Annotated in this window: 13 protein-coding genes and 2 pseudogenes; 5 read left to right on the top strand and 10 right to left on the bottom strand. The window is 73.8% G+C overall.

Going from position 1 to position 17,904, the window contains the following annotated elements; all coding sequences use genetic code 11:
* Window positions 1-46: 46 nt before the first annotated feature.
* The 4 genes and pseudogenes from UK82_RS34245 to UK82_RS28725 form a co-directional block, all read right to left on the bottom strand.
* The gene (locus UK82_RS34245) at window positions 47-2,536 is read right to left on the bottom strand and encodes an SDR family NAD(P)-dependent oxidoreductase (RefSeq protein WP_396230669.1); all 2,490 of its coding nucleotides are present in this window, start codon (window positions 2,534-2,536) and stop codon (window positions 47-49) included.
* Between the two features lie 49 nt (window positions 2,537-2,585).
* Window positions 2,586-4,106 (bottom strand): annotated as a pseudogene (locus UK82_RS40805) (ACP S-malonyltransferase); the annotation flags it as partial.
* A 7-nt stretch (window positions 4,107-4,113) separates the two neighbouring features.
* Window positions 4,114-8,197 (bottom strand): beta-ketoacyl synthase N-terminal-like domain-containing protein (locus UK82_RS40800; RefSeq protein WP_173667367.1); only part of this gene is annotated, 4,084 nt, incomplete at its 3' end.
* A gap of 129 nt (window positions 8,198-8,326) precedes the next feature.
* On the bottom strand, window positions 8,327-9,127 hold the full coding sequence (locus tag UK82_RS28725) for an SDR family oxidoreductase (RefSeq protein ID WP_044888424.1): 801 nt from the start codon (window positions 9,125-9,127) through the stop codon (window positions 8,327-8,329).
* A 337-nt stretch (window positions 9,128-9,464) separates the two neighbouring features.
* Between UK82_RS28725 and UK82_RS41760 the strand changes: the two genes are divergently transcribed.
* Both UK82_RS41760 and UK82_RS28720 read left to right on the top strand, forming a co-directional pair.
* Entirely contained in the window at window positions 9,465-9,599 is a 135-nt protein-coding gene (locus UK82_RS41760) for a hypothetical protein (protein WP_255354375.1), read from the top strand.
* Window positions 9,600-9,749: 150 nt separating this feature from the next.
* Window positions 9,750-10,115 carry a nuclear transport factor 2 family protein gene (locus tag UK82_RS28720; RefSeq protein WP_044888425.1) on the top strand — a complete coding sequence of 122 codons (366 nt, stop codon included), beginning with the start codon at window positions 9,750-9,752 and terminating at the stop codon, window positions 10,113-10,115.
* A gap of 217 nt (window positions 10,116-10,332) precedes the next feature.
* On the opposite strand, the gene UK82_RS28715 is transcribed toward UK82_RS28720, so the two are convergent.
* Window positions 10,333-10,788 carry a nuclear transport factor 2 family protein gene (locus UK82_RS28715; RefSeq protein ID WP_055410490.1) on the bottom strand — a complete coding sequence of 152 codons (456 nt, stop codon included), beginning with the start codon at window positions 10,786-10,788 and terminating at the stop codon, window positions 10,333-10,335.
* A gap of 136 nt (window positions 10,789-10,924) precedes the next feature.
* Here UK82_RS28715 and UK82_RS28710 point away from each other — a divergent pair, with 136 nt between their 5' ends.
* Entirely contained in the window at window positions 10,925-11,473 is a 549-nt protein-coding gene (locus UK82_RS28710) for a TetR/AcrR family transcriptional regulator (RefSeq protein WP_055410488.1), read from the top strand.
* A 310-nt stretch (window positions 11,474-11,783) separates the two neighbouring features.
* Here UK82_RS28710 and UK82_RS28705 read toward each other — a convergent pair whose 3' ends face one another.
* Window positions 11,784-12,344, bottom strand: coding sequence for a GNAT family N-acetyltransferase (locus tag UK82_RS28705; RefSeq protein WP_396230667.1), 561 nt, complete (start codon window positions 12,342-12,344; stop codon window positions 11,784-11,786).
* An 11-nt stretch (window positions 12,345-12,355) separates the two neighbouring features.
* Window positions 12,356-13,717 carry a hypothetical protein gene (locus UK82_RS28700; RefSeq protein ID WP_052681585.1) on the bottom strand — a complete coding sequence of 454 codons (1,362 nt, stop codon included), beginning with the start codon at window positions 13,715-13,717 and terminating at the stop codon, window positions 12,356-12,358.
* 560 nt (window positions 13,718-14,277) lie between these two features.
* Between UK82_RS28700 and UK82_RS33845 the strand changes: the two genes are divergently transcribed.
* Together UK82_RS33845 and UK82_RS28695 are read left to right on the top strand one after the other, a co-directional pair.
* Window positions 14,278-14,415, top strand: coding sequence for a hypothetical protein (locus tag UK82_RS33845; RefSeq protein WP_157866992.1), 138 nt, complete (start codon window positions 14,278-14,280; stop codon window positions 14,413-14,415).
* Between the two features lie 1,107 nt (window positions 14,416-15,522).
* Window positions 15,523-16,194, top strand: coding sequence for an alpha/beta fold hydrolase (locus UK82_RS28695; RefSeq protein WP_055410486.1), 672 nt, complete (start codon window positions 15,523-15,525; stop codon window positions 16,192-16,194).
* Here UK82_RS28695 and UK82_RS28690 read toward each other — a convergent pair.
* From UK82_RS28690 to UK82_RS40795, 3 genes and pseudogenes are all read right to left on the bottom strand, one after another.
* Window positions 16,133-16,744, bottom strand: a complete 612-nt coding sequence (locus UK82_RS28690) for a cysteine hydrolase family protein (RefSeq protein ID WP_236706562.1) — start codon at window positions 16,742-16,744, stop codon at window positions 16,133-16,135. The two genes, UK82_RS28695 and UK82_RS28690, sit on opposite strands and share 62 nt — an antisense overlap.
* A gap of 887 nt (window positions 16,745-17,631) precedes the next feature.
* A pseudogene (locus tag UK82_RS41755) lies at window positions 17,632-17,679 on the bottom strand (hypothetical protein); the annotation flags it as partial.
* Between the two features lie 12 nt (window positions 17,680-17,691).
* Window positions 17,692-17,904 (bottom strand): HNH endonuclease signature motif containing protein (locus UK82_RS40795; protein ID WP_236706561.1); only part of this gene is annotated, 213 nt, incomplete at both ends.

Raw genomic sequence — 17,904 nt, 5'->3', positions numbered from 1 at the left:
GGCCGGTGGCCACAGGCAGCGGCGAGGGCCGGGCCGCGGTGGCCGGCTACCAGCTCGAAGCCGAGTAGACGACCGCGGGCAGGTCGCGGGGCCCCCAGGCGAGCTCGCGCAGCAGGCACAGGTGACCGGCGTCGGGGTCGATGAGGTCCACCCCGCGGCGCGCGAACTCCGCCTCGAGCCCCGGATCGACCATTCCCGGATGCGCGGCCGACGGTGCCCAGGGACCCCAGTGCACGGTGATCGTCCGGGTGTCCCGGTGGTGGGACCAGGCGGCCCCGAGGGTCTCCAGCGCGTCATTGGCGGCCGCGTAGTCCCCTTGACCGCGGTTGCCCAGGACGCCCGCGATGCTGCCGAAGAAGGTCAGGAACCGGGGCGCGACGGGCAGTTCGGCGAGCGCGGCGAGCAGGGTCCGCGCCCCGGCGACCTTGGTGTCGAACACCCGCCGGAACGACTGCGGATCCTTGTCCGCGACGAGGGCGTCCTCGATGACCCCGGCCGAGTAGACGACGCCGTCGAGGCGGCCGTGGCGGGCGAAGACCTGCTTGACCGCCTGCTGGACGGCGTCGGCGTCGAGGACGTCGAGCTGTCGGTAGCGGGCCTGGCCGCCGCGCGCCTCGACGTCGGCGAGGGTCGCGGTGATCTCCCGTCCGGCGAGGAGGGCGGCGACCGCGCGGCGCGCCTCGCCGGGCGTGCGGTGCCCGAGCTCGCGCACCGCCTGGATCAGGCCGGCGCGGTCGACGATCCCGGCGGTGCGGGGATGCTCCGCGGCCGGCGGCGCGGTGCGCCCGGCGAGTTCCAGCCGGCAGCGCGCGGCGCCGGCGAGCAGCGTCGTGAACCCGGCGGTGATGCCCCGGGCCCCGCCGACGAGCAGGATGACGGCGTCGCGGTCGAGGCCGAGCGCCTCGGCCTCCGCCGCGCCGTCGGCGGCGGGCCCCGCGCCGGCCGCGGCCAGCGGCCCCGGCGGCACCGCCGTGAGCTGTTCGCCGAGCCGGGCGCCGCCGCGGTGGACGACGACCGCCCCAGCCCCGGTGGGCCGGCCGAGCTCGGCGACCAGGATGTCCGCCGCCGCGGTGGTGGCGTCGAGCTCGACGAGTCGCACCAGCCGGTCCGGGTATTCCCTCGCCAGCGTCCGGAACAGCCCGCGCAGGCCGGCGGCGCGCTCGGTGGGCAGCGCCCGCCCTGGTCCGGTGGGTTCGGTGGGTTCGGCAGGGTCGGCGGGTCCGGCCAGGGAGGTCCGGTTGGCGGGGCCGGTCGGGTCGGCGGCGAGCGGGCTGACGGCGAGCGGGCTGACGGCGAGCACCCAGCGGGGCCCGGCGCGCAACGCCGCGCGGATCGCCGTGAACGTCTCCGGCAGCTCCGGCTCGCCCTCGGCGCGACCCCAACCGCACAGGTAGAGCACCCCGTCCAGCCGCTGCGGCGGCGCCTCGGCCAGCTCGGCGGCGGTGCGCGCGGTGACCGCCGCCCCGAGGTCCGCCAGCCGGGCTACCACCGGGTCGGCGACGTGGTGCACCGTCACGTCGCCGAACACCGTCCAGTCGGTGCCGGTGAGGTCGACCGTGTCGGCGATCAGCGGCGCGGGGACGGTCGTGAGCACGAACCGGGTCGGCGCCCGCCCACCACCGCGTCCGCGCCCGCCGGGCTCGCCTGGGCCGGAGTCGACGACCGGCGTGACCGTCCCAGTAGCCGCCGCGGGTGCCGTGGCGCTCGGAGGTGCTGTGGCGGTCGGAGATGCCGCAGCCGCGGTGTGCTCGGCGAGCCAGGTGGTGATGGCGCGGACGGTGCGCAGTCGGCTGAGTTCCTCGACGGCGCGGGGGCCGAGTGCGTCGGTGAGGTTCAGCCGTTGGGTGAGCAGGCCGGCGATCTCGGTGCGTTTGATGGAGTTGACCGACAGGTCGGTCTCGAGGTCCAGGTCGGGTTCGATCATTTCGGTGGGGTAGCCGGTGCTGCCCGCGAGGAGATCGAGCACGACGCCTTGGAGCTCGGCCTCCCCGGGTGTGGCCGGGATGGCCGGGTCCGCAGCCGGGTCCGCAGCCGGGGTGTGCTCGGCGAGCCAGGTGGTGATGGCGCGCACGGTGCGCAGTCGGCTGAGTTCCTCGACGGCGCGGGGGCTGAGTGCGTCGGTGAGGTTCAGCCGTTGGGTGAGCAGGCCGGCGATCTCGGTGCGTTTGATGGAGTTGACCGACAGGTCGGTCTCGAGGTCCAGGTCGGGTTCGATCATTTCGGTGGGGTAGCCGGTGCTGCCCGCGAGGAGATCGAGCACGACCGCGCCGACGTCGACCGCCGCGGGACCGCCCCCGTTCCCTGCGGCAGATCTGCCGTCCGCCGCGGCAGGTCGGCCGCCGGCCGCGGCAGGTCGGCCGTCACCGCCGCTGGGCAGGCCATCCGTCCCCGCCGGGGCGATGTCCGCTGGCAGGCCCACCACCGGTGCCGTTATGCCCACCACGGCGGGGGCCGACGGCGTCACCAGGCCGGTTCCGGCCGGGGCGGCCGGGGTGCCCAGATAGGACAGCAGGACGTCGCGCTGGGCGGCGAGCATGTCCCGCGCGGTCGTGAGGAAGTGGCCGACCAGAGCCTCCCGGGTCGGNACGTCCGCGGCCCGTCCCACGACGGTCTCCTGTCCGAGTGTCCCCGGTTGCGCGAGCGTCCCCGGCTGTGTGAACGCCGTCGCCTGTTCGAGTGCCCTCGGCTGCGCGAGTGCGGTGGGCAGGCTGCCTACAGGGGTTTGCGCGAGCGTCGCGGGCTGCCCGGACACCGGCGTTCGGGCCGGCGCCGCCGACTTCGCGGCCGCCACCGGTTGCCCGGCGGCCGACCATCCAGGGATGCCCGCGTGGTCGGCCGGTGCGAGGGGGACCCGCCGGGCCGGTGCGAGCCCGCCCGGCAGCGGCTCGCCGTCCGCGGTCAACACCGCCCGGCCGGACACGCTCCACCGTGGGCGGACCGGTGGCCGACTGCCCCGCAGGTCGGCGGCATCGCGTCCTTCGACCAGCCAGTCCGGGTGCAACGCCACCCCGGCGACGGCGAGCTGCGCCACCGCGTCGAGGAAACCCCGCAGGCCACCGCGGCGCCCGTCGCAGGCGACCGCGACGTGCGGGCGCTCGCCGAGGATCTCGTCGACGAGCCCGGTCAGCACCCGACCGGGACCGGCCTCGACGAACACCCGTGCCCCGGCGGCGTACATCGCCTCGATCTCGTCGACGAACCGGACGGGCGCGCCTACCTGCGCCGCGAGCTCCGCCCGCACCGCCGCGCCCCCGTCGGCCTCGACCACGGCCGGTTCGCTGCCGCCGGGCGGGGCGGGGTAGGGGGAGGCGGTGCGGTTCGCCCACACCGGCAGCCGCGGCGCCGTCACCCGGGTTCGGGCGAGGACCTCGGCGAACCGGTCACCGGCGGCGGCGACCAGTGGGCTGTGGAACGCGCACGCCACTGGCAGCCGCACGGCCCCCAGCCCGGCCGCGCGCAGCAGGTCGACGGCCCGCTCGACGCCGGCCGTCGCCCCGGAGATCACCGACTGGTCGGGGGCGTTGTGGTTGGCCACAATCACCTCGTCGGCGAGCCCGGCGTCCGCGAGCACCGCCTCGATCCTGGCCGCGCCGGCACGCACCGCCGCCATCGCTCCCGGATCACTCACTGCCCCCGGATCACTCGCCGCCCCCGGATCACTCACCCGTCCGGCCGGATCGGAGCCGTCGCCGCTGCCCGCCGCATCCACCGCAGCCATGATCGACTGGCCGCGGGCGGCGCTGAGCTCCAGCAGCGTCTGCGGGTCGAAGGCGCCGCCGGCGGCCAGCGCCACCAGCTCTCCGTAGCTGTGCCCGGCGAGCAGGTCCGGTTGCACACCGAGCCGGGTCAGCAGGTGGTGCACGGCGAGCCCGGTGATCCCAAGCGCCGGCTGGGCGACCCGGGTGTCGCGCAGCCGCGCCTCGGCGTCCGCGCCCGCGTCGCCTCCCACCGCTGTGCTGCCTCCCACCGCTGTGCCGAACGCGGACGGCGGATGCAGCAGGTCCGCCCAGGAGTCACCGGCTCGCAGGTAGTCCTGCAGCTCAGGGAAGGCGACGAACAGTTCGGCGAGCATCCCCGGCCGCTGACTGCCCTGCCCGGGGAAGAGCNCCGCCNCCCGCCCCGGCGACGACCCGCCGGACCCGCCCACCCCGTCCTGGGCCGGGGCGACGGGGGCCGGGGCGATGGGGGCCGGGGCGACGAACAGTCCGCGACCGGGGTGCGCGTCCGGGGCCGCCGCCCGGGCCAGCAGGTCGGCGAGATGGTCGAGGTCGTCGGCGACGAGGGCGAAGCGCACCGGCCCGCGGCGCTCCCCCGCCATCCGCGCCGCGGTCGCCGCGAAGTCCCGCAGCGCCCACGGTCGTCCCGCCGCGTCGTTCGCCGCGAGCAGGCGGCGCAGCTCCTCGACGGCCTCCCCGGCGGCGTCGAGGTCCGTTCCGCGGATCAGTAGCAGCTCGGCGGGCCAGCGGTTCAGCGCGTGCCGGGCGCCCGCCGTCGCCGGATAGCCGGCTACCACGGCGTGGTAGTTCGCCCCGCCGAACCCGAAGGCGCTTACCGCCGCGACCCGCCGTGCCGGCGCGACCGGCCACGGGCGGGCCGTGGCCGAGAACGAGAACGGGCTGCTCGCCGCGTCCCAGGCCGGATTCGGCTCGCGCACCCCCAGGGTCGGCGGGCGCACGCCGTGATGCAGCGCCAGCGCCACCTTCACCAGCCCGGCGAGGCCGGCGGCCGTCTTGGTGTGGCCGATCTGCGACTTCACCGAGCCGAGCGCGCAGGCCCCCGGCGCCGCGCCCGCGGCCGTGAACACGTCGGTGAGCGCGCCGAGTTCGGTGCGGTCGCCGACGACCGTGCCGGTGCCGTGCGCCTCCACGAGGCCGACGTCGGCGGGGGAGACCCCGGCGGCGCGGTAGGCACGTTCCAGCGCCACGCGCTGCCCGTCGGCCCGCGGTGCGGTCAGGCCGAGCGACCGCCCGTCGCTGGCCGCGCCGAGCCCCTTGACCACCGCGTACACCCGGTCGCCGTCGCGTTCGGCGTCGGCGAGCCGCTTGAGCACGACGCAGGCGACGCCCTCGCCGAGCGCGGTGCCGTCCGCCGAGGCGTCGAACGGCCGGGGCGCCCCCGTTGCGGACAGCGCGCCCACCGAGGAGAACATCAGGTAGTCGAGGATGCCGTTGTGCAGGTCCGCGCCGCCGCAGAGCATCACGTCGGCGGTGCCGAACCGCAGCTCCTTGCAGGCCATGTCCAACGCGGTCAGCGACGAGGCGCAGGCCGCGTCGACGACGTAGGCGGGGCCGCCGAGGTCGAGGCGGTTCGAGACGCGGTTGGCGATGATGTTGCCGAGGATGCCGGTGAACGTCTCCTCGGTTACCCTGGGTAGCTGTTCGTCCAGCTCGGCGGGTACCCGACCGTAGTAGGCGGGCAGCAGCCCGCGCAGGGTGATGGCCGCGGACAGGTCACTGTTCGTCTCGGTGCCGAACACGACACCGGTGCGGGCGCGGTCGAAGCCCGTGGGGTCGAGGCGGGCGTCCTCGAGCGCGCGCCGGGCGGTCTCCAGGGCGAGAAGCTGGACCGGTTCGATGCTGGTCAACGCGGACGGGGGGATGCCGTAGCGGAGCGGGTCGAACGGGATCCGCGGCAGAAACCCGCCCACCTTCGACCGGGTCCGCTCGCCGCTGGGGCGCCCGTCCCCGCCGTCGCCGGCGTCGAAGTAGATCTCGGGATCCCACCGGTCGGCCGGCACCGGGCCGATCGCGCTCGCCCCGGCGACGATGTTCGACCAGTAGCTCGCGAGGTCGGGCGCGTCCGGGAAGACGCAGGCCATCCCCACGATTGCGATGTCCAGCGGGCCGGGGCCGGGCGCGCTGGACATGGACGTGGGGCTCGTGACCGTCACGGCGGTGGACGCGGCGGCGGTGGACCTGGCGGCGGTGGACATCGCGGCCGGGGACATCGCGGTCGGGGACGGGGCGGCCGGGAACATCGTGGTCGGGGACGGGGCGGAGTCGGCCAGGCGGGTGCCGGTCAGTCTGCGGACCCGGCCTGCCTGGTCGGCGAGGAACCGGCGGGCCCGGATGGTGACGTCGTCGTGCAGGTCCGCGATGGTGGTCGCGGTCGCGCGCAGCACGGCGACCTGGCCGGCCATGAACAGGCCCGCGGACCGCTGGCGTTCGGCGTCGACGCGGAGCAGCTCGTCGCCGCGGCGCTCCAGGCCCTTGCTCGCCAGGCGTAACCGTCCGACGTTGAGCTGTTCGAGCCGCTCCCATGCCTCATGGTCGGCGACGCCGTCCGCGCGCAACTGTGCGCGCAGCTCGTCGAACCGGTCGACGAACGGGCTGGCCACGCAGCGGGTGAGATGGCCCGGCGCGGTCGCCAGCAGCGCCGTGGCGCGGGCCTGCAGCGCCTGGCGCTGGAACTCCGCGCCGATGGCGCCGTCGCGGACCGCCTCGCCGGTGAACAGGTAGGCGGTCCCCATCAGCAGGCCGACCTCGACGCCGCGGGCGGCCAGCGGCCCGGCCAGCGCCGCGACCATCGCCGCGGACCGGGCGTCATGGATGCCGCCGGCGAACAGCACCTGGACGGGGGTCCGCAGACCCGCCGACCCGCCCCTGTCGTCGGGTCCCGTGTGGCCGGGTCCCCTGGCGTCGGGTCCCGTGTGGCCGGGTCCCGTGTGGCCAGAGCCTCTGCCGTCGGGGTCTCGGTTGTCGAGGCCCCCGTTGTCGAGGTGGTCGAGCAGGACGCCGGCCTGGGCCTCCCAGAGCGGGAAGCTGCCACGGGGGCCGACGTGGCCGCCGCACTCGGCCCCCTCGAACACGAACCGGCGCGCCCCCGCGGCCAGGTACTGGCGCAGCAGGGTGGGGGAGGGGACGTGCAGGAAGGTGGGGATCCCGAGTCGTTCGAGCTCCTCGGCCTGGCCCGGCCGGCCCCCGGCGATGATGACGCACGACGGCCGGATCTCCCGGATGGCGTCGAGCTGGGCGGCCCGGAGATCCTCGGCGACGAACCCGAGGACGCCGACCCCCCAGGGCCGCGCACCCAACGCGTCGCGGGTCTCGGCGAGCAACCGGCGGGCCTGCTCGCCGGTGGCCAGCGCCAGCGCGAGGAACGGCAGCGCGCCGTCGCCCGCGACGCTGCGGGCGAACGCCGGCGAGTCGCTGACCCGGGTCATGGGCCCCTGCGCGACGGGGCGGGTGAGGCCCAGCGTGGTGCACAGCGGCGAGTCGCCGGTGAGGATCGCCGCGGCGGCCGCGGCCTCGGCGCCGCCGGCGGTCGCGGCGATCGCGCGGCGCACCGCCCTGACGGCACGCGCCGCCGTGCCGTACCGCTCGGCGAACGCACTGGCGAGGTAGCCGTCCTGGCCGACAGGGAGGAGCTGCCCCGCGCCGCGCCCCCCGAGCCGACCCAGCACCTGCTCGGGGGGCCAGGTCGCGGCGTCGCCGTGGGTGCGGCGGTCCGGCGCGGACTGCAGGACCCGGTGGCCGGCGGCGACGACGGTCTCGGTGCCGTCCATCCGGCGCAGCACCGCGGCGGTCTCGGCGGGCAGGTCGGACTCGGCGAGCAGGGCGAGCTGGCTGTCCAGCACGACTCCGGCCGCGCCGCCCACGACCGCCGCCGCCGCGGTGCGCACCCCGATCCCACCCCAGCACCACACCGGCAGGTCCCGGCCGACGCCGTCGAGCAACTGCTGGAGCAGGACGAACGCGCCGAGCTCACCAACCCGGCCGCCGGCCTCGTTGCCCCGGGCCACCAGCCCGTGCGCCCCCGCGGTCGCCGCCGACCGGGCCTGCTCGACCGTCGTGACCTCGACCAGCCGCCGCGCGCCCGGCAGCGCGGCGAGCTCCGCCCGGCCCGGACCGTCACCGGGCGGCGGCGCCGGGAGCAGGACGAGGCCGATGCGGTCGGCGAAGGCCGCGAGATCCCCGGGCGTGACCAGACCCGGGTGCGCCAGCCGGATCCCGAACCTGCCGGTGACCAGGCGCGCTGTGGTGTGCAGCGCGGCGAGCGCGGCGACCGGGTCGCGACCCAGGTCGAGCACGCCCCAGGCGCCGGCGTGGCACAGTGCCGCCACCAGCCGGGGATCGGGCACGCCGAACGGGCTCACCCCGAGGACGAGGTCGCGTCGGTGCCGGGCCGCGGCGGGCGCCGGGACCGGTGCCGGCGAGGTGCCCACCGCGGCGGCGGGAGGCTGCGCGCTTGCCTGCATGGACTCACTTCTCCAACGATGATCGGCCGCCGGGCGGACGGCCGCCGGGTGGACGGCTGGGTGACGGGCGGGACGGGCCGGGTCGGCGGACACGGGCCACGCCGCGACGGCGGTGCCCGCGGTGGGGCGTCAGGAGGCGGGGACGGCCGTGGCCCGGCGGTGCCGGGCGAGCCAGCCCTCCGGGTCGGCGGCCTTCTCGGCGTACGCCGTCGCCGTCTGCGCCTGGGGCATTATCAGAAAACGGCCCTCGGCGACGCCCTCGATCGCACATCGGGCGACCTCGTCGGCCTCCAGCACCGGGCCGGACGCCACCACCGCGCGGGCCGTCTCGTGACCGGCGTTCAGGGCGTCCACCAGCATGTCCGTGCGGACGCCGAGCGGGCACAGGACGCTGATCTGCACGCCGCGGCCGCCATGGGTGAGCGCCAGCCATTCCGCAAGAGCGACCGCGGCGCCCTTCGTCACGGCGTAGGGCGCGTCCCCGGGGATATTGAGCAGACCGGCCGCGGAGGCGGTGATGACAAACGCGCCGCTGTCCCTTTCCAGCATGCTCGGAAGCACAATGCGGGCGGCGTGGACGTGAGACATCACATTGATGCTCCAGGTGCGGGCCCACTGGCGTGTGGTGGCGTCGATCCCGGCGCCTGCCGCGATTCCGGCGTTGGAAAAGAAAACATCGACGGAGCCGAACATCTCGCGGGTTCGCCGGGCCAGCTCGTCGAGGTCCGCCGGTGATCCGACGTCGGCCCGGACGGCCTCCACCACGGTGCCTCGCAGGCCCACACGCTGGGCCGTCGCTCGTGCGACGGCAAGGTCGATGTCGGCGACGACGACCGCCCGGGCACCCGCCTTCGCGGCCTGATCGGCGAGCGCCGCGCCGATCCCGCGGCCGCCACCGGTGACGACGACAACCTTGTCCGCGAGCAGCATGGAAACCTCCCTGCCGATGGTGACATCCCAATAAAAGGGCAGTCGGCGGTGCCGCGAGATGGTATTCGGTGAATGGTTTCGCCGAGAAAGAGGGCGACCTCGCGGGTCCGGTCCTGGACGGTCCGGATTGCTGAATCCTGCCACGTGTTGATCTGAGTCAGCAGGAACACTAGGCAGTGCCCGAACTTCGTGCAAGTGCAGTGGAAGGGCGATTTCCACCAAGGAGCTACCCCGGGCAACCGCCTCCGGGGGCCTCGGGGCGCCAAAGGGGCAGGTCGGACGGTGCGCGCGGAGTGCGTCCGGTACGTCTGATCTGTCCGTATATCGGCAGGCAAAGGTGACTGGTTCTTTACATTCGGCCACCGCCGACGCCACCGCCGACGCCACCGCCGACGCCACCGCCGACGCCACCGCCGACGCCACCGTCGGCGCGGGTGGCCGGTGCGGGTGGCCGGTGCGGGCGCCTCGATGATCGGAGGCATCCGATCTTCCGGCCAATCAGCAGTTCTGGTTCTGGAAGTCATACGGATCATCTGTTGGACTTCTGCTATCTGGCCTGGAGATCCTGGAACGGCACCAGACCGGCCCGGATCACGACCAGGCTCCCCACCGAGGAGGACACATGTCGGAGCGCGACAAGGCGTGGCAGCCCGAGGACCTCACCCGGCTGTTCGTCGAGCGGGTCAACGTCCGCGACGCCGAGGGCATCGCGGCGCTCTACGAGCCGGATGCGGTGATGGCCTACCCGCCGGGCAGCGTGACGGTCGGCCGCGAGGCCATCCACGCCTTCTGGGCGAAGGTCCTGCCGCAACTGCCGCCGTTCGAGCAGGAGGCGCCCCTGCCAACCCTGGCCAGCGGCGACATCGCCCTGACCTCGACTCCACCGAAGGACGGCGCGGGTGCCCGCGCCCAGGTGGTCCGCCGCCAGCCGGACGGTTCCTGGCTGCGCCTGATCGACCAGCCGGAGTTCACGTCCCCGTCGGCCTGACCCTGTCGGCCTGACCCTGTCGGCCTGACCCTGTCGGCCTGACCCTGTCGGCCTGACCCTGTCGGCCTGACCCTGTCGGCCTGACCTTGTCGGCCTGACCCTGTCGGCCTGACCTTGTCGGCTTGGCTTCGCTGGCCTGAGCCGTTCGCCGCCCGTTCGGTTCCCGCCGAGCAGGACGAATGGCTCGCCGTACGTCGCGGGCGGGCGACCGCGGCGGTCAGGCCACGAGGGCCGCGGCGAGCGTGGCGAGCTGGCCGAACGCCCGGGCGAACCCGACGGGGTCGGTATAGTCGCGGGACTCGACGATCCGCCCGTCGCGCACCCGCAGCACGAAAATGCACGCGACGTCGAAGTCGCGGGCGTGCGCCCGGCCGACGTAGTGGAACTCGCCGATGACGACCTCCGGGTCGGCGGTGGCGTGCACGGTCCGCTCGACCGCGGCGAAGCTCTCGACCCCATCGGCCGCCGCGGTCGCCCCGTCGAAGTGCCGGCGCAGGTCGTCGCGGGTACGCAGCGGCTCGGCCGGGAACGGGGCGAACGGATGGCGGACGTCGGTGGGCTCGGCATACAGCGCGATGAGCGGTTCGAGCTGGAAGTGGTCGCCGAGCACGAGCCGCGGCACCGCATCGGCGAGCGCGTGGAAGACCTCGGTGGGGGTGGCGGCGGCGGTCATCTCAAGCCTCCAGGCCAAGTAAGCGAAGTGGCGACTTCGGATCCTAACCGAAGTCACGGCTTCGTTCATGCCTCTCGGCGGCGGGGGGTGATACGACGGACGGAAGGATGCCGTCGTCGGGTGGGGGTGGTCGCGGATGCGGGTGGACGCCCGACTGAACCGTGAGCGCATCCTCGCCGCCGCCGAGGAGGTGTTCGGCGAGCTCGGCGCGCAGGCGTCGACGGAGGAGGTGGCCCGTCGGGCCGGGGTGGGCGTCGCCACGGTGTTCCGTCACTTCCCGACCAAGACCGACCTCGTCGAGGCGACGCTGGTCCGGCATTTCGACGACCTCGTCACGCATGCCCGCATGCTCGCGGCCGCGCCCGCGCCGGGTCCGGCGCTCGGCGATCTGGTCACCGCGATGGTCGAGCGGGGCGCGACGAAGGTGACGCTGGCGAACCTGCTCGGCGCCGCCGACCAGGTCCCCTCCGGCGCGGCGGACGCGGCCCGGCGGCTGCGCGATGCCGTCGACGCCGTGTTGCGCCGCGCGCAGGACGCGGGGGTGGCCCGCCCGGACGTCTCCGTCGACGAGCTCTACTTCCTGGTCCGGGGCCTGACCCAGGCGGCGGCTGCGTTGCCCGTGCCCACTGCGGTCAGCCGTGGGGCGGTCGCGGTCGTCCTGGACGGCCTCGCCGCGCATCGGTGACGGTCCGGGCCCGGTTGTGATCCTGGGCCCGGTCACCGTTCGTCGCGTTGCGTGGTGTCCCGTTGTGTTTTGACGCGTTGTGCCCGCAGTGCTTGGTGGATCGCCGGTCGTCTGCCGGTGCTCTGGCGTGCGAGGTGCTGCGTGCGAGGTGCTGCGTGCGAGGTGCGAGCGGCGAGGTGCGAGCGGCGAGGTGCTGCGTGCGATGCGCGAGGGGCTGCGTGCCTGTATGCGTGCCTGTGTGCGAGGTGCGGCGTGCGAGGTGCGGCGTACGCGTGTGGGGCGACGGGGTGCGCGTGCGGGTGCTGCGCCGTCAGTGGGCGTTCTGTACGGCCTGCGCGGGCAGGACGGCGGCCCAGTCGGTCCGGTTGATCGTGTAGATGGCGTGGTCCTCACCGTGGAGGAACTCCAGGCGCTGCGGGGTCATGCCGAGCCGTTCGGCGACACGGACCGACGCGGTGTTCTCCGGCAGGATGACCGACACGACCTCGGCGAGGTCCGGCCGCTGCGCGAAGACCCAGCCGATGGCGGCGGTGGCGGCCTCGCGTGCGTAGCCGCGGCCCCAGCGGTCGCGGCGGATGAACCAGACGGCCTCGACGCCGGGCCAGCCGGGTTCGGTCCACAGCCCGGCGCGGCCGACGAGCGACCCGGTCGACCGCTCCACGACCGCCCAGGGGCCCACGCCGGTCAGCGCCCAACAGCCGATGTTCCCGGCCATCGCGTGCCACACGCTGTCCGGATCGCATCGTCCACCGATGTAGCGGGTGAACTCGGGATCAGACCAGATCTCGACGAAACCGGGGACGTCGGCATTGTCGAGCGGCCGCAGAACCAGGCGTTCCGTCGTGAGCGTCGGGATGGCCGTTTCGACCATCTTTGCCGTCGTCATACCGGCGTTCCGGCCGGCAGCGTGCGGCACGCCTCGAGAAAGGACGAGACCGCGGGCAGTCGATGATGCGACGGGGAAAAGGATGACGCGCACTGCCGCAGCCGGGATTTCACGGTGTGCGTCAGTTCGGCCGGTGCGCTCGTCATCACCTCCATTGCTATGCGGGCCGCCTCCTCGGGTTCCGCGTCGGGGCCGAGGAGATGTCGGGAGGCGTCGGACATGGAGGCGTGCTGTGATTCCTCGACGGTGAAGTCGGCGCCTCTGCGGCGGTAACCCGCCACCGCGATCGGCGCCCATTCACGGGCCATGTCGGCGTCGCCCATAGTGATGGCGACGCCGGACCGGAACATGGCGACCGCCGCCGGGCCGACCGGGGTTTCTCCCGGCATCGGCGCCATCGCGCAGGACGCCGCCTCCATCCGGTTCAACGCGCGCCGGGCGTTGTCGTTGTCGCCCGCCTTCGCGTAAGCCCGGGCCTCGTACGCGGCCATTCTTGCATCCATGTACGGGTGATTCACGTGGCGGACGACGCTCAGCGCGGCAATGGCCTGGCGATAGCGCTGAGTGTGATAGGCGATGGAACTCTGCAGTGCCGCGACCGACATGATGAGAACGGGCTCGCCGATCTCGTTCGCATACGTTCCGGCGAGGCCGGCGAACCGACGGGCGGAGCGGAAGTCATCAGTATTGAAGGCCAGCCGGCCGAGGAAATAGGTGAGCTGGCCGCCGAGCAGGGTCACCCGGCTGCGGGTGCCCGCGGACATCCGGCCGTCGAGGATCGCCTCGATCTGCTTCCAGCGCCCGGCCACCTCGCCGAGCAGGGCGGCGTGCGGGGCGGAGCCGTAGACCTGGGCGATCTCGTCGACGTCGGACTCCAGCTCGTCGAGCGTGCGGTCGGAGGCGCTGCCGGTCTCGATGCGCTGGCGGGTGGAGACCGCCAGGGCGGACAGGGCGGGCAGCGCGGGCAGGGCCGCGAACTCTCGCCGGTTCGTGGAAATCACCCCTTGATCGATCGTCCGTGCACCATTGGCTACGAGCATCCCCTCCGGTGCAGGAACGTATTCATCAGTCGGTTTTCTCATGGGGGGCACGACACCGAGGCGTCGCGCCCGCTTCTCCCGGTCGGCGGCGTCACGCAGCCGCCTAATTGCCCCCCCGCAGGGGAGAACGACATCCAGGGCGTCGGAGAGGTCCGGCGAAGGTACCTCCCGGCCGTTGACCGCCCGGGATACCTGCTGCCTTTTGAATCCGGTCCTTTCCGCGAGTCTGCTGATGTTGGTCTCGTTGTCTCCGATCAGGGATTGGAGCATGGTTGCCAGCTGGTCCAGCGCATCATTGCGTTGCCGTTCAGCCTCCACCGTCAACCTCCGGGCCGCATCCGTTTCGAGGGGCGCAACAAGTCCTTGCGGGACGAGCACCCATCTATTGCACTCTGTCGCCGAGCTGGGGTCGAAGTGTGTCATGGCACCAACCGAGGCACGCTCGGGCCACCCAGGTGGGTACCGCGGGAGTGCCCCCGGCACCGGTGATCCGGTTAACGCCGTTTCGAGGAGGTTTCGTGACACCATCGAGCCCTTCGGCAGGAATACCGAGTTCCGTATCCCCTCCCCTCGAGGACGAAGAGGTTGTGCACGCCACATCGCGGACCCCCGATGGGGGTGATTCGTCCTCGACTCTGCCGGGGTCTACCCGGGATGGGGGGGACATTCCGCCGAATCTGGCTCACACGGGTGGCGCGACGGGACCTTGGTCCCGATACCGGCGGCACCCCGACTACCGATGTGCTCCATGCACACCGACCACTCGTGCCCCCCGCCCCTCCCCGATTCGGGTACCCCCGCGGAGCCTGCCGGTCCGCCGGCCGGGTCGGCACTGGATCCCGCCCCAGGGCCCGCGGACGTCGGACTACGCGATCACAGTGCTCGATGCGGACGGCGGGCCGGTCGAGACCCTCGTTGGCTGGTCAGAGGCGTCGCTCGCGGAGGAACACGCCCGCACCCTCGCCGGCATCGCCGGCTACCGGATCGTGCCCTGCCGCCGTACCGGCGGTCGCTGAGCGGTGGGGCACCGCCCCTCGGCGGGTGGAAGCGCCAGCGCCCGCCGAGGGGCCTCACCACGAAGCGAAGCGTCGGCCGGGCACCAGAGCCCGTCCGGACTCCTCCGGTAGTCCTGTCGACAGGCTTGTGTGGCCCGAAGTGACCACAGGGGCCCCCGATTGGGCGCCCAATCGCCCGGTCCGCGTTGTCTGTCAGATGTGCGCGGTCTGACCGTTGCGTCCGTCTTGCCTGACTTGCTTGACTTGCGGCTCTGTGTAACCTGCCGGCTCCGGGGGCCGCGGGCGTGCCGGACCGCTGGGACGTCGGGCAGGTGGATGCCGAAGCCGGTGACGTGCGCAGGCTGCGACGAGTGCAGGCCGGAGAGTGCGCACGTCGGTGAATTGTCCGGTCGGTTGGCTGTCCGGGCCGGTTAGGTGCCCAGGTCGCCAAGGTGCACCGGCCGGTGGGGTGCACCTGGTCGGGAGATGCGCAGGCGGGAGTGGGCCGCAGTGGCGCCGTCTCGGCGGATGATTTCCCGGCACGCCGGCCGACCGTCGTCATCATTCGCTCGAATGGGTGGAACACGGAACGATCCTGCCCCGACCGGAATGGCCCGCCGCCGTGTCGGGCCGGCCGCGAGGGGTCGCCAGAGGGCCACAATCCGGCCGGCTCCACCCACCGTCCGGAGTGTGTAGAACAACGCAGCATCTTTGCGATCGACCCTGGATTGTCTAGAGGTATGAGCCTACGGCCAACACGGAGCAATGGTCGCGCACCTGTTGGGTGAATATCGCGAGACTGTTCGTCCGGCNCCGGCCTGTCGACTCGCCGACTCGGCCGCATTCGCAGAGTTTCCGAAACGGATGGACAACGGCCTCCGGGCCGGGTGGTCACCGCGTGGCCCGGGGGATTCTGGCGCGGTGGCGCGGTGGCGCGGTGGCGCGGTGGCGCGGTGGCGCGGTGGCGCAGGCGACGCCGGGCGGGGGGTGTGGTGCCGGCGGGCGGCCCGGGTGACTTCGGGCTGCGCTGGTGGGTGGCCTGGGTGACCGTGGGGGAGCGGCTCGGGTGGGCGGCCTGGGTGACCGTGGGTGGGTGGCGCCGGTGCGCGGCCCGGATAGCCTTGGCGGGTGGGGGTCATCTGCCTGTTGCACGGGGCCTGGCACGACCCGACCTGCTGGGACGACGTCGTCGCCGACCTGCGTTCTCGTGGACACCGCGTGCTGGCCCCGGATCTGCCGCTCGGCGACCCCGCCACGACCTACGCGGAGCGCGTCCGCCCCGCCCTCGCCGCCCTGCCCGTCGCCCGGACGGACGACGGCGATCCGATCGTGGTCGTCGGACATTCGATGGGCGCCGCCTACGCCCCGCTCGTCTCGGCGACGCTACCCGCGGCACTCACCGTGCTCCTCTGCCCGGGGCTCGGCCCGCTGCGCGCGGGCTTTCCCTGGCCGCCGGCGGGCCCCGACGGCGTCAGCGTCTGGGACCCGTCGATGGCGGTTGCGGCGCTGTACCCGCGGCTGGAACCGGAACGGGCCTGGCACTTCGCCGCCCGGCTGCGGCCGATGGCCCCCGCCGCCGACCGCTACCCGCTCGGCCGCGCAGAACGGGCCGCGCTACCCACCGTCGTCGTCTGCGCCGCCGACGATGAGATGTTCGCCCTCGAGACCGAGCGGGATCGTGCCCGGATCTCTCTCGGTGTCGACCCCGTCGAGATTCCCGGCGGCCATCTGCCGATGCTCACCGACCCGGTCGGCCTCGCGGCCCTGCTGGACGGGTTCCTTCGCCGGTCCGCGTCGTAGCCGCCGTACCGGCGGTGGGCGCAAGGAGGTCGAGGAGCTCGTCTGTGTCAAGCACCCGGGCACCGATGTCGCGACACTCGGCCACTCCCCGGGGGTAGATCCGGGAGATCGCGTCGGCGACGACCACGACATCGAAGTCGCGTTCGCTGGCCTCGTAGACGGTCGTCCGGGGGCAGTTGGGGAAGTTGGCGCCGACCACGGCCACGGTGTCGACGCCCAGCGCGAGCAGCTCGTCGGCGAGCCGGGTCGCGTAGAACCCGCCCCACCGGGGCTTGAACAGCGCCCATTCCCGCGGCCCCACCCGCTGCGTGGCGCCCGCCAACAACGCACGATCGTCCAGGCGCACGCCGCCGCCCGGCGGCGCCAACGCGGGGTGGAGCTGGCTGCCGTCGCTGCCGGAGCAGACCAGGCGCCTGCCGGCGGCGATCGAGGCGCGCCGGCAGCGCTCCGCATTCGAGCCGTCCGGCAGGTAGAGCCGGACGAGGTGAAACACCGGCAGCCCGGCTGCGCGGAAACCGGCCGCGCCGCGGGCCATCGCCGCCTCGGACACCGCGACTCCCCTCGGGCAGTGTGCCTGCCCTGCTCTGCGCTGCCCGGGTCATCTGCCCCTGCGCTGCCCCGCTTCGCGCGGGCCCTCCCGCTCGACCTGGTTCTGCTCGGGCGCTCCCCACGATCGAGCCTGCTCGGGGTCGCGGCGGCTGTCCAACAACGATCGGCACTGATCGTCAGCAGCGGCGCTCATCCGACCCGCCCGATCTGTCGGACGCCGAGACCAACCCTGGACCGGTGTACGGCCAGGGTCGGGCTCGCGGCGGCGCCCGCTTCCTCGGCCTGGCGGGCGCCGACTGGGCCGGCGGCCAGCTCGCCTTCGTCGCCTCCGAGGCCGGGACCGGTGGGCGCGAGGGAGACGGCCGGCGCCCGGTTCACCGCGGCCGGCCGGCACCTGTTCGTCAACCTCCAGTACCCGGGCCTGACCTGCGTCATCACCGGACCCTGGGGTGCGCTCGTCTAGCCGGTCCTGGGTGGACGTCGGTGGTCGGGCGCCGCTTGGAGCTCCTGCGCCGACGGGCGAGAGCACCGATGCCGCCAGGCTGGCGGGATGGCGGTCCGTCGGAGTTGGACGGACGCTGCTGCTACGCGCAAGGACATCGCACCTCCATCGTGTTCTGGCTCGCCGCGGTTCCGCGCGGAACCGCGCGGACGGTCGGCCAGGCCGGATCGCGACGCCATCGGAGCCCGTCACTCCGTGATACGCCGTCGGCAGGAGATGACGACGGCCGAGTGAGGCTGGCGGACTGGCGGTGGTCAGGTGATGCTGGTGAGGAGGTCGGGNGGGNGGGNGTAGGGGTTTTGGCGTGGGCGTTGCGCCGGGTCGATGCGCCAGGGTGGGATGTAGGCGGGGTGTCCGGTGTCGGTGAAGNNGATGGTCCAGCCGTNGTGGTGGACCTGGCGGTGGTGGTGGCCGCAGAGCAGGACGAGGTTGTGNAGGGCGGTGANCCCGCCGTGTGTCCAGTGGATGACGTGGTGTGCTTCGCACCAGGAGGGTGGGCGGTCGCAGCCGGGGAAGGTGCAGCCTCGGTCGCGGGCGGCGAGGGCGCGGCGTAGGTGTGGGGGGACAACGCGGGTTGATCGTCCGATGTCGAGGGGGACGCTGGCGGGGTCGAGGATGATGCGGCTGATTTCGGCGTCGCAGGACAGTCGGGTGAGGGT

It is taken from the genome of Frankia sp. ACN1ag (genome assembly GCF_001414035.1).
GTDB lineage: Bacteria > Actinomycetota > Actinomycetes > Frankiales > Frankiaceae > Frankia > Frankia torreyi.
The sequence above is the reverse complement of the archived record's forward strand: the minus strand, read 5'-3'. Positions and strand labels throughout refer to the sequence as shown.